Source organism: Priestia sp. VA7, assembly GCF_055710015.1.
On the sequence record NZ_JBVQPN010000004.1, the window covers coordinates 380,213 to 392,104 of the forward strand.

At 37.8% G+C, this 11,892-nt stretch carries 16 protein-coding genes; 11 read left to right on the forward strand and 5 right to left on the reverse strand.

The features are described 5' to 3' along the window. Positions 1-114 precede the first annotated feature (114 nt). From AC0C45_RS19760 to AC0C45_RS19770, 3 genes are all read left to right on the forward strand, one after another. A complete protein-coding gene (locus AC0C45_RS19760) occupies positions 115-1,446 on the forward strand; it encodes an NAD-dependent malic enzyme (protein ID WP_013082918.1) in 1,332 nt (443 codons plus the stop codon). 142 nt (positions 1,447-1,588) lie between these two features. Then, complete coding sequence (locus AC0C45_RS19765) at positions 1,589-2,071, forward strand: PH domain-containing protein (protein ID WP_013082919.1); 483 nt, start codon at positions 1,589-1,591, stop codon at positions 2,069-2,071. Beyond that, on the forward strand, positions 2,064-3,446 hold the full coding sequence (locus AC0C45_RS19770; protein ID WP_236691139.1) for a PH domain-containing protein: 1,383 nt from the start codon (positions 2,064-2,066) through the stop codon (positions 3,444-3,446). The genes AC0C45_RS19765 and AC0C45_RS19770 overlap by 8 nt, the downstream gene beginning before the upstream one ends. A 31-nt stretch (positions 3,447-3,477) precedes the next feature. Here AC0C45_RS19770 and AC0C45_RS19775 read toward each other — a convergent pair whose 3' ends face one another. Then, positions 3,478-4,836 carry a D-serine ammonia-lyase gene (locus AC0C45_RS19775; protein ID WP_472928604.1) on the reverse strand — a complete coding sequence of 453 codons (1,359 nt, stop codon included), beginning with the start codon at positions 4,834-4,836 and terminating at the stop codon, positions 3,478-3,480. A 162-nt stretch (positions 4,837-4,998) separates the two neighbouring features. On the opposite strand from AC0C45_RS19775, the gene AC0C45_RS19780 reads away from it, so the two are divergent. Continuing rightward, positions 4,999-5,208, forward strand: a complete 210-nt coding sequence (locus AC0C45_RS19780; protein ID WP_026106566.1) for a cysteine-rich CWC family protein — start codon at positions 4,999-5,001, stop codon at positions 5,206-5,208. A 1-nt stretch (position 5,209) separates the two neighbouring features. Beyond that, positions 5,210-6,148 carry a carbohydrate kinase family protein gene (locus AC0C45_RS19785; RefSeq protein WP_472928607.1) on the forward strand — a complete coding sequence of 313 codons (939 nt, stop codon included), beginning with the start codon at positions 5,210-5,212 and terminating at the stop codon, positions 6,146-6,148. Between the two features lie 24 nt (positions 6,149-6,172). Here AC0C45_RS19785 and cyoE read toward each other — a convergent pair whose 3' ends face one another. Next, complete coding sequence (gene cyoE, locus AC0C45_RS19790) at positions 6,173-7,090, reverse strand: heme o synthase (protein WP_016763895.1); 918 nt, start codon at positions 7,088-7,090, stop codon at positions 6,173-6,175. 391 nt (positions 7,091-7,481) lie between these two features. Here cyoE and AC0C45_RS19795 point away from each other — a divergent pair, with 391 nt between their 5' ends. From AC0C45_RS19795 to AC0C45_RS19810, 4 genes are all read left to right on the forward strand, one after another. After that, on the forward strand, positions 7,482-8,096 hold the full coding sequence (locus AC0C45_RS19795; RefSeq protein WP_230586566.1) for a poly-gamma-glutamate hydrolase family protein: 615 nt from the start codon (positions 7,482-7,484) through the stop codon (positions 8,094-8,096). 93 nt (positions 8,097-8,189) lie between these two features. Further along, positions 8,190-8,369: a hypothetical protein gene (locus AC0C45_RS19800; protein ID WP_129542313.1), complete on the forward strand. Its 180-nt coding sequence runs from the start codon at positions 8,190-8,192 to the stop codon at positions 8,367-8,369. 59 nt (positions 8,370-8,428) lie between these two features. Continuing rightward, entirely contained in the window at positions 8,429-9,037 is a 609-nt protein-coding gene (locus tag AC0C45_RS19805; protein ID WP_034652615.1) for a methyltransferase, read from the forward strand. A gap of 526 nt (positions 9,038-9,563) precedes the next feature. Then, positions 9,564-9,998, forward strand: coding sequence for a MerR family transcriptional regulator (locus AC0C45_RS19810; RefSeq protein WP_013056794.1), 435 nt, complete (start codon positions 9,564-9,566; stop codon positions 9,996-9,998). 60 nt (positions 9,999-10,058) lie between these two features. Here AC0C45_RS19810 and AC0C45_RS19815 read toward each other — a convergent pair whose 3' ends face one another. The 3 genes from AC0C45_RS19815 to AC0C45_RS19825 form a co-directional block, all read right to left on the reverse strand. Then, positions 10,059-10,271: a hypothetical protein gene (locus AC0C45_RS19815; RefSeq protein WP_472928611.1), complete on the reverse strand. Its 213-nt coding sequence runs from the start codon at positions 10,269-10,271 to the stop codon at positions 10,059-10,061. Positions 10,272-10,400: 129 nt separating this feature from the next. Next, entirely contained in the window at positions 10,401-10,547 is a 147-nt protein-coding gene (locus AC0C45_RS19820) for a hypothetical protein (protein WP_013056796.1), read from the reverse strand. A 141-nt stretch (positions 10,548-10,688) separates the two neighbouring features. Continuing rightward, entirely contained in the window at positions 10,689-10,997 is a 309-nt protein-coding gene (locus AC0C45_RS19825) for a flagellar hook-associated protein FlgK (RefSeq protein WP_013056797.1), read from the reverse strand. A gap of 220 nt (positions 10,998-11,217) precedes the next feature. Between AC0C45_RS19825 and AC0C45_RS19830 the strand changes: the two genes are divergently transcribed. Continuing rightward, positions 11,218-11,577, forward strand: a complete 360-nt coding sequence (locus AC0C45_RS19830) for a hypothetical protein (protein ID WP_016763901.1) — start codon at positions 11,218-11,220, stop codon at positions 11,575-11,577. A 77-nt stretch (positions 11,578-11,654) separates the two neighbouring features. Next, positions 11,655-11,834, forward strand: coding sequence for an H-type small acid-soluble spore protein (locus AC0C45_RS19835; RefSeq protein ID WP_016763902.1), 180 nt, complete (start codon positions 11,655-11,657; stop codon positions 11,832-11,834). Positions 11,835-11,892 lie beyond the last annotated feature (58 nt).

The window sequence follows — 11,892 nt, forward strand, 5'->3', positions numbered from 1 at the left end:
ATCTACTTGTAAGATAAGTAGATAACATGAACTTATGGGGAATTCGACCGTTTTAAACGCTTCATTTAGTAAGCGTACGTACTTGCAGGATTAGGACAAGGGGGATATGGGGATATGATGAATAATTTAATACGCACGTTAATGGTACAAACACCGACTGTACCCGGAAACTTAGGAAGAGTAGCAACAGCTATCGGAAATGTTGGAGGAGACATTGGCGAGGTTGAAACCGTTAAAGTAGGACATAACTACACCATGAGAAGCATTACGGTTCAAGTAGAAAGTGAAGACCAGCTTGAGGAATTGCTTGAAGCGGTTCGTAGTTTAGAAGGGATTATTTTACATACAGTATCAGATGAAGTCCTTCATGCGCATGAAGGCGGTAAAATTCAAATGAAAAGCAAAATGAAAATTGAGTCGATCGCTGACTTAAGAAGAGTGTATACACCAGGCGTAGCAAACGTTTGCCGTGCTATTCAAGAACAGCCGGACAAAGCGAAGATTTATACGAGCATTGGAAACACGGTTGCAATTGTAACAGATGGCACCGCTATACTAGGATTAGGAAATATTGGTCCAGTTGCAGGAATGCCCGTTATGGAAGGAAAAGCCGCGTTATTTGATCAGCTTGCCAATGTAAACGCTATCCCTATTTTATTGAATGTAAATGAGCCGGAAGAAATCATTCAAACGGTTAAAAATATTTCACCGGGATTCGGCGGCATTTTACTAGAAGATATAGGGTCGCCTCACTGCTTTGAAATTGAAGAACGTTTAAAAGAAGAGCTCGATATTCCAGTTATGCATGATGATCAGCACGGAACAGCAGTTGTGACGCTAGCAGCAGCTATCTCAGCTTGCCGCAGCACAGGTGTGAATTTGAAAGAAGCAAAAGTAGGGCAGATTGGCTTAGGAGCTGCCGGTATCGCTACTTGCAGAATGTTCATGGCTTACGGTGTTAAACAGGTGATAGGAGCTGATAAGTCTCCTGAAGCGAATGAACGCTTAGTCAGCTACGGTGGAAAAGTAGCGGATTCATTAGAAGAGCTTATGGAGAACTGTGATATTGTTATTGCGACAACGGGTGTACCTGGCTTAATACAAAAAGAATGGATCCGAAAAGGGCAAATTATTCTAGCACTTTCTAATCCAAAGCCAGAAATTGAACCTGAAGATGCTCTTGAAGCAGGAGCTATTTACGCTACTGACGGAAGGTCAGTGAATAATGTGCTTGGCTTCCCAGGTATTTTCAGAGGAGTGTTAAATGCAGGGGTGCGCGATATTACGCATACGATGCTTGTAGCTGCAGCTGAAGCCATTGCGAATTCAACGCGTCCAGGCGATTTAGTTCCTCACCCTCTTAATCTAGCTGTACATGAAGCAGTATCTGAAGCAGTTGAAAGAGCGGCTGTTGTACACGGAGAGAAAGACGGAGTTTATCGATAACAAACAAGGCTGCCTCGAAATAGGCAGCCTTGTTTGTTTTTCATCAAAAAGTAATAAAAAAATAGCAAACTATGAAACTTTTTTCCTTTTTTAACGTAATATAGTAATAGAAATAGTGAAAAAGGTAGAGAAAGGAGTTTTTATGGAGTTTGAACATTTAAAGGGCAAATTGCCCCTCGAGGCTAAAAAAGCGATGCGCTGGCAATCCATTTTTACGCATAGCCTTTGGCTTCTAGCAACAGCGGGTTATTTTCTACTCGTTCATTTTTTTGATTGGTGGTCAATTATTGGATGGATATCAGCTGGACTATTAGTCGTGAGCTTTATCATATATACAATTATAGCTCCAAATGTATATATGAATGTATATTCATATGAAGTAACAGATACTCAAATTGATGTACAAAGAGGGCTATTCATCTGGTATCATACGAAAATCCCGCTTATGAAAGTGCAGCACGTTGAAACATTGACAGGGCCGATTTTTCGAAAATTTGACTTGGCATCTGTTAAAATCATCACAGCCGCTGGAAGTGTTGAAATTCCTGCACTTGGACAAAGAGATGCTGAAGCACTGCGGGAGTATATTGCTAGACTAGCAGAGGTAGATGATGAAGATGAGTAAGCGGCTGCATCCGCTATATATTGCAATAGCATTTATAGAACATATAAAAAATAATATCCTGCCTTTTGTGTTTGTATTTATTGTCAATCGGCACCTGTTGTTTACATATTGGTGGGCAACGCTATTAGCAGGAGGCGTAGTCGCTTTATTTGCTTTTTTTACTTGGAGGGAATTTCGTTATGAAGTAACGGAAACGGAAGTGCGTCTGCATAAAGGGATTTTTAAAAAAGAAAAACGATTTATTCAACGAAATCGCATTCAATCGATTCAGTTAGATCAGCCGTTTGTTTTTAGAATTCTTCGCTTAGCCCGGCTTCGTATTGACACGGCCAGCAGCGGTAAGGATGCTGAAATTGATTTATCTGGTATTTCACTAAAAGAAGCGCACCATCTTAAAGATACGTTAAAGCTGTCGGGAAGTCAGCCGGAAATAAGAGAAAAAAGTCCTGAACATATGATGAAAGTGTCGGTGAAACAGCTGGCGTTAGCTGCTGCGTTTTCCGGGAATTTTGGCTATATATTTGCTGCTCTTGGTTTTCTCTATCAGTATATTGATACGTATATCAACCGCTGGGTGAAGACAGCTTACGAAGAAATGATTCATCAATCGATGCTTGGTTTATTTGTATTAGTGGCTGTAATTGTGGTGCTTGCTTATGTGCTGTCTATCGTTTTATATGTGATACGATTTGGCGGTTTTACAGTAGAACGCTACGATCATTATCTACATATTAAATACGGACTGTTAAATAAGAAATCCCTTACGATTCCTTTTCATAAAATACAGGCTGTTACGATAGAGGAAGGGTTGGTTCGACGCTTATTTGGATGGTCTTCCGTTTCGTTAAACGTCGTAACCTCTGATTTAAAAGAAAAGGTTTATTTACACCCGTTTATCCAGCAAAAAGAGATTTCAGCATTAATGAACGTATATGTCCCGCACTATGAATATATAAAGTGTCCAAGAAATACAGCGATTCAATATGCATGGTACCCCTTACTATTACCGCTCTTGTTATTTGCAGCGGCAGGGATTGGCATCAGCTTTTGGCAATCAATATTCGTGTGGGTTATTGCCGTGCTATGCCTTGCGTACGTATTTATTCACTGGTTAGGGTATCGCCAAGGCGGCTTAATGATGGACGAGGTATTTGTCAGTATTCGCTCGCAGTTTTTAACACGAAAAACAACGATTATAAGAAGAAAGAAAGTGGAACAAATTGAGGTGTTTGCAGGAACCTTTTTATGGAAAAAAGGATACAGGAAAATAAAAATTTCAACTATGGGTACAAGCGGCAGCTATAAGTCGGGATATTTTCCATTTGAAATTTGGCATCCTATCTTTCTGCAAGCTACTTCTTCTAAAAAGGCATGAAGAACATCATTGTTCTCCATGCCTTTTGACGTTATCCATTCATTAAATTTTTTCCTTGCTCGTAATAGCTATTCATCACCTCAGCTGGCACCATACTGCCTCCAGTTGACCATACAAGGTGAGTAGCTTTTGACATATCGTTTTCTAGTGCTTGCGCTTGTATATATGAAGACCCGCTTTCCATCAGGTGAAGAGGTCCTTGTAAACCAGCCGCTGCTGAAGGTTCTATATACATATTTTCACGATTGGCTAGCTCATAAATAAATCGGAAAAGCTGATCATCTTCTACAGTATAAATTCCGCTAATAAGCGATTTTATCGTTTCGCCTACAAAGCTAGATGGCCTTCCTACGGCTAGTCCATCGGCAGCTGTTACGTTATCAAGTCCAATATCCGTAACGGAAATGCCATCATGCAGCTCAGTCATTAATCCAAGCAGCATGCAAGGGGAGTGGGTAGGTTCAGCAAAAAAGCAGTGAACGTGATCACCGTATATTGCTTTTAATCCAAACGTAATACCGCCAGGACCTCCGCCTACTCCGCAAGGTAAATAGACAAATAAAGGGTGTTCGGCGTCTACTTGAATCTGCAGCTCGGCTAGCTGCTTTTTCAAACGTAAAGCCGCAACGGAATAACCAAGAAATAAATCTCTAGACTGCTCATCGTCGATAAAATGACAGGCGGGGTCTGCTTCGGCTTGCTTTCGTCCTTCTTCCACGGCTTTTCCGTAGTCAGACTGATATTCAATAACGGTTACGCCTTTCGAACGAAGCAGATCTTTTTTCCATTTCTTCGCATCGGCTGACATATGGACGGTGACGTTAAAGCCGAGAGCGGCGCTTATAATACCAATGCTTAAACCTAAATTACCGGTAGATCCTACTGCAATAGAATAAGAAGAAAATAACTTTTTACATCGTTCTTCAGCTAGAAGAGCGTAGCTGTCTTCCTCGGTAAGCACTCCTTCTTTGATAGCAAGACTTTCAGCAAATTTTAATACTTCATAAATACCGCCTCTTGCTTTAATAGAACCTGATATGGGAAGATCATGATCGCATTTCATCAGCAATGTCCCTTGCAGCTTGTTAGTCATTTGTTGATTTAAATAGTCTTTCATGTGCGTAATTTCTTGAAGAGGTGATTCAATGATTCCTTTTGATGCTTTTAGCTCTGGAAAAGCGATTTGAAGAAAAGAAGAAAAGCGAGAAAGTCGCTCTTTTGCATCTTTTATATCTTTGGTATGTAAAGAAAGAGATGAAAGTGCTTCTTGAGCAGGTTTTAAATAAGGATTTATCCAAAGTGTTTCCTGCTTATTGATTAAAGGTGTTAATAAAGGATATTCACGCATCCATGTAGCAAGGGGTTTTTGGTGAAATAAATGTGTCGTCATAAAGGCTCCTTTCTCAATATGTTATTTTCTTTATATGTATAGTATCAAGAATAAGAGAAGTTGAAAATGAAAATATCAAAAAGTAGAAAGCGCATTTTAACTACCTCTTGTATACTAATAAACATAACCTATACAACTGCATAGAAAAAAGGAGAGGAATTTATGGCATTTTCAGGCGATGATAGCAGATGTCCTATCTGCGGTGAGAAAAATAACTGTGCTTCTGTGCAAGGCAGAGAAATAGAAAAGTGTTGGTGCATGCAGAAAGTTTTTACTTCTGATCTGTTTAAACAAATTCCTTTAGAAAGCAGAGGAAAAGCGTGTGTATGCGTCAAATGCGTTGGGAGACAGAAGAAAGAAGGTGAGGATTAACGTGAAAAAAGGAGTTATTTCATACGATGAGGCATTTATTGATTATATTGCTAAAAACGAATTTAACACCAGCTTTGACCCTTTTTTAGGAGGCACAACGGTTAATATAGCAGTCGGAGTTCAGAAGTTAGGAGCAAAAGCATATTATATCTGCAAGTTAGGCAGTGATGAAACAAGTGATTTTGTAAGAAAGAAGCTTTTAATTGAAGGAGTGAATCAAAGCGGCTGTGTAATATCGGAGATTAAAAAAGTTTGTGAAGTGTATGTACATAAAAGTAAAGAAGGAGATCGTTACTTCCATTCCTACATAGATTCTACACCTCATGAGCAAGTGTACAAACATGAGCTGCAGGAAGCTTTATTTGAGCAGGCAGCGATTTTTTATTTTGGATCAGGGACGTTGTTTCATCCGATTTCCCAGGAAACTACAAAAGAAGCTGTGAAGCTCGCAAAAAAACATCGTATGCTTGTAGCGTTTGATCCAAATATTCGAATGAAAAGATGGGAAAGTGAAGTAGCATGTAGAAATATCGTGACACCGTTTTTGTCCGAAACAGACATTTTGAAAATCTCTCAAGAGGAGCTCCTATTTTTGATGAATTCAACAGATCTGACAGAAAGCCTAGAAAAACTGAGAGCGTATCATATTCCGTACGTATGGGTCACTCAAGGAGAAAATGGCGCAGTAGCCGTTACTGCAAATCAAGCGCTTCATGTAAGTGCAAATGAAGTGCAGGCGATAGACACGACGGGAGCGGGTGATGCATTTATGGCAGGAATTCTCTGGTGTATTCATGAAAAAGGATTACCTGAAAGTGAGGAGTCACGGAAGCAGTACACAAGGTTTGCCAACGCGTTAGGTGGAGCCGTTTCGGCGAGATACGGAGGAATGATTTCACTGAAAGCAAAAGATGTATCTAGTATAAAAGCAGGTAGCTGATAGCTACCTGCTTTTGAACGTTTATTATTTAAAAAATGACAGTATAATCATCAGGGCAAAAATAATCGTAAGATGGTTCAATGAGAACACAAACATTAAAGTAGCCCATTTTGTATCTTCTAATTTTTTAAATCCAACAATCCCAAGAAGCATCCACACTAGTGTTAAACCGAACATTGTAAATGCGATAATTTTACTAAACGATAAAAATAAGAAAGATGACGCTAGTAAAATCACTAGGTATACAAGCGTTTGGACTTTGGAACGACGGATACCTTTTACTACAGGAAGCATTGGTACACCTGCGGCTTTATATTCCTCAAGTCTTCTAATCGCAATAGCGTAGAAGTGAGGAGGCTGCCATAAAAACATAAATACAAACAATCCAATTGCTACCGGATGAAATAAGTCTGGTGAAATAGCGGCCCAGCCAATGATTGGAGGCATAGCTCCAGAAATACTTCCGACTTCGGTATTATAAATGGTTGTACGTTTTGTAAGCATAGTATAAGGCACTACATAAAAGAAAAATCCTAAAATACCCATAATGGCGGCCATGTTAGAAACTAAAAATAAAATACCTACACCGATAACAAATAAAGCCAGTCCTAACCATAGAGCAAATTTAGGGTTGACCGCTCCTGTTACCGTCGGTCTGTCTTTCGTACGTTTCATGATTGCATCAATATCACGGTCATAGAAGTTATTAACTGCCCCAGCTCCTCCTACGACAAAGGATGTCCCAATTAAAGCCAAAATAATGATAGGAATTTGTGTCACAAAGCTTAAGTCATTAACAGCAATTGCGAGACAAAGCCCAGCAACCATTCCTAGTGAGTTCGATTTAATAATCCCAGTTTTTATAATAGCACTGATTACTTCCCGGGAAAAATACTGATTGATAGGAAGTGATTCCTTTGTGATAACTTCGGTATTTTTCACAGCAATTCTCCTTTTTGAGCTTATTCCTACATGAATAAACCTAATCTTTATTAATCAACTAAACTATTTTAACAAAAAAATATCGTAATTACATCAAGGTTGCTCGTAAAATTTGTTAACATTCCTTGAACTTTTTAAAAAAACAAAGAAAAATGTCGAATTACCAATTAAAAATAAGTACATCCTTTATTATAAGATAAAAATGGAATGCTTAAAAATGAAAATTTTGACTATCTGGTGAACTTTTAACGAGCAAGAAACTCGAACTTAATCGTACCATATTTATTGGTAATTGCAATCACATAGTATGTGATGAAAGAAAAGATGTGGTACATTAAAGAAAGAACTAATAAGTTTGTTTACTATGTCTTATTCACAAGGAGGATATATGATGCCAGATAAATATGCTAGCTTCTCTGAACTTGCCTCTCATGAAGTATACAACCAAGACTACAAAATTCAATTCGAAATCAGACCTTCTAACATTATTATGCTTGCGATACACGGCGGAGGTATCGAAACTGGAACATCCGAACTTGCTGTTGGGCTAGCAGGAAACGAATACTCGTATTATATATTTGAAGGGTTAAAGAAAGCAGGAAATGCCGATCTTCATATCACATCCACTCATTTTGATGAACCTCATGCGCTAACTATTATATCGAAAGAAGACTATGCCGTATCTTTTCATGGATACAATGATAAAAATAAAAAACACACTAAAATCGGCGGTGCTGACAAGGCATTAAGATCCAAAGTGTATGAAGCGCTTGTTTCTAAAGGTTTTAGTACAGAAATTTTATCAGATCAAGACCCTTTTTCCGGTACAAGCCCTAGAAATATAACCAATAAAACAGCTAGGCGGATGGGTGTGCAAATTGAGATAAGTAAAGCGCAAAGAGAAGCTTTTTTTGCAACTAACACGAGAAATGAACGTAAAAATTCGAAAACCCAAGAATTTTTTGAGTATATATCAGCTATTAGAAGTGCATTTCCTCTTAGATAAATCAGATACGTTATAGTATTTATTAAACAGGTTAGATTTATTACGGACATGTTTGTGGTATACATATAGTAACTACATATACTGGAGGAGATAATGATGAAAACATTTGACCAAGAGGATACCTTAGAACGTCTTAAAGCCTCTTATCGATATTTAAAAAGCGTAGACGTACGGGGAATCAGCATATTAGATGATCAAAAGCGAGCGGAAGCTGTGCAGTTAATCGAAGAGATTGGTCTTAAAATATCAGAAATGCGTGTGAAAGTAGAGTGAGAAAGAAGGGCATCTGTCCTTCTTTCTCTTTTTCAACAACTATAAACAGGAGATTGGCCATGAATGAGCAATATTATGACGCTTTATTAAATATAAAAACAACGGGAGAACAAAAGGGATTCAACGATTCATTTCATTACCATCGTTATGAACCCACGCCTTATAGTGCATTAGAAACACTTTTCACTCAGTATGAGCTAACAAGCAGTGATAGAATTGTCGACTTCGGATGTGGAAAAGGAAGGCTGAATTTTTATGTGAACTACCTGTGCAATGCCACCGCTGTAGGGATAGAAATGAATGAACATTTTTATGAGCAGGCCATAGATAACCAGAGGCGCTATTTGAAAAAAGCCAAGGGCCGCAAACATCCTATTCATTTTCAGTGTTGTTTAGCCCAGGAATATAAGATTCATCCACTAGACAACTGCTTCTATTTTTTTAATCCTTTTTCAGTTCAAATCTTTATCCAAGTAGTGAACAATATTTTGCTTTCGTGGGAAGAGAATAAGCGCGAGATTGATTTGATTTTATATTATAGTTCGGAGGATTATCTTCATCATCTCGAAAAACACCCTTCTTTTATTTTAAAAGAAGACGTAATGCTGCCAGAGTTGGATCGTAAAAACCCATATGAACGGTTTTTGATTTATAAAGTAGCTTATTAGGACGACTTATTTACTGTTTGATAAAGCTGTATCTTGACGGTTCTATTTAACAAATCAGCAGGAGGTGGAAAAAGACCTGCTGATTTCATTTATAACTTTTTAGAAATTAAAGCATAACACTTTATTATGTAAGCGCTTTCTGTTATAATGAAATTAGGTTGGATAGCATGCGTGGCTATCGGTGTACTCAGCGCAGGCGGGGCTAGTACAGAAAGAGAAGGCTACATACAAGTTAATAAACATTTAGTGGATAGAAATAAGAACTCTCAAAAACAAATTTATTAATTTGTATGCTAAATCGTAAATTAACAAAAACGGCCCTTATGATAAGGTTTTAGAGAAAAGAATCCAGCATAATATACTGTATAAGCAATTTTTTTACTCTAAAAAAGGGTAAAGAAATTGCTTATTTATTTTTAAATAAGTGCACAGCTGTTCAGATTTGTTTTGAGATATCTAGCGTTAGTGTATAATAGTAACAAGTATGAAAAGTTGACATTGTTAATTGATTAAAGGGGATTTAAAAATGAGTGAACTAAAAATAGATGATGTAGCGAAGCAAAGCGGTTTAACAAAACGTACAATTCGTTATTATGAACAAATTGGACTGATGCCAGCACCTCCAAGAAGTGAAGGTGGATTTCGTCTGTACACCGAAGAACATGTAGAATTTTTAAAGAAGATTACGAATGCCAAAGAAGTCATGGGTTTTTCACTTCAAGAATTACAGGAATTTCTTGCTTTAAGTGATACTCTTGAAATACAAAAGATGGATTATAGGCAAGTGAAAGGAACAAGTCAACAAAAAGAAAAGTTAGAGCAAGTGTTACATACGGTAGAAGAGCAGCTCAAACTGATTGAACAGAAAAAGAAGAATATCTTAAAAGTAGAGTCTGACCTTTTGTCACTGAGAGATCGTGCTAAGACTGCAATTGTAAAATTTGAGCAGGAAGAATCATAAAAAGCAGGCGCATTCACCAGAAGAGTGCGTCTGCTTTTACGGTTTTTATAGCGCATTCATTTATGATTGTGAAGTGTTTTCTTCTAGCTGTACCCCTAAAAGAAGTAAAATAGCCTGTATCCCATCGGCTTTTCCCCTGTGAAAGCTTCTTGTTTCAGCATCCAAAGCTTCATTTACAGATTCCATCATATTTGATTCGTACAAGTCTAAAATTAATTGTTTTCCTTCGGGACTCAAATGCAGCTGCCCGCGTTCCTTCATTTTAAACTTCAACTTCTTCAACTCCCTTTCCCATAATACTATCAGTATACAAAATTAATAACATTTACGTAAACGTTAATTTTTGTATATGGACAGAAGGACGTATTGAGTATAGGTACTAAGTGAGGTGAGAGATACTGATTATCCTTTGCTTGTTTTAATGTTTGTCAGCTTATAGCCGCAAGCTGAGCATGTATAGATAACGTTTTGATTGGACTGAGCAGTTAAAACGGTAGCAAGCTCTTTTTGAGAATGACAGTTAGGACAAATAACAACAGGGGATTTCATGTGATTTTCTCCTTTTCTTTTTCATAGTCAAATTTTATTTTATGTAAAGTTTAATCAAATATCCTTTGTGCTATCAAAAATGACGGAAGACATGTAAAAAAGCATTCTCGCTCAAAAGAAACGGGAATGCTTAAGGTGAGTTTAAAATCCGTCCTGGCTTGCTGTAAATGGAATGTTAAGTCTTCTTTCTACATTGCGTAAGCGCTGATTTAATCTGTTTATACGATCAGTATGTCGCTCCACAACTCGATTTAAACGAGTAATTTCTCTGACTTGCTCCTCATTTTGTCTCTCAAGGGCACGAATTCTTCGTTCAAATCCTCCAAGATTTTGAAGCTGCTGTCTTTCATCGTATTCTTCATGCTGTGGTACGTAAGGGGGATAGTATTGTTGAACTGAGTAATCAACTTGCTGAGGAATGTATCCAGGGTTGAAATAATAAGGGTTCATTAGGGCACCGCTCCTTTTAGATAGTAATTTCAAATCAAACACGATATAACGTATGCGAAGATAAGAAAAATGCTATAGGCACATACCTAAAGACATTCTGTATTTAAAAAAGGAAAGTATTTTTAAAAGTCAAAAGGAGATAGCTGGTTCTTTCTTGAATATGCAAAATAGAAAAGCTTCTTTTTTAGACACTTTATTTAAGAAAGAGGGAAAGTGACCGATGGCTCAAGGAAAACAAAAACCAGCACCTAAAATAGAAGAATCAAAAGCTCCGCCTGCAAAGAAACAAAAGTCGAAGAGCCGAAGCACTAAAAAAGCGGAGCCTCCTACATCGCCCTGGGTAAAAGCTGCTTCCATTTTATCTAACATTGATTTCATTCGTTTGTTTCGAGTGCTGTTTCTTGCTTTAGTGGTTGCTTTTATTGTGTATCAATATATTTTACTTACAAAGGGAATCTTCATCAAAACATATGCGGCCCTTTGGCATCATCACAAAATGCTCTTGCTGGCTGGAGCTGCATTCATTACCTATACTTCTTTCGTTTTTTACCTTGGCTACTGCACCGCTAAAAAACGGTAGAACTGCTCTAGGGGGCGAATAGCATCTATTCTTTGAGCAAACCTTATATGTATATCAGCATAGAGGGGGGAAGAAACATGGACAAGCAGCGAGCAAAACAAATTGCTGATTCACCCGTTATGGCTAACGTTACGTATAACGATACGGCCGTTTATATTCAACATGTAAGCGAAGAAAATGATACGGTAAGAATTTATCCGCTAGGTAAGCCGGAAAATGAACAAAATGTTTCCGTGAGCCAATTAGTAGAGAATTAAGGTGGATAAATAGAGCTGGTTTTTCAGTTAAATAAAAGCCAGAGAGCTATGTTGTACT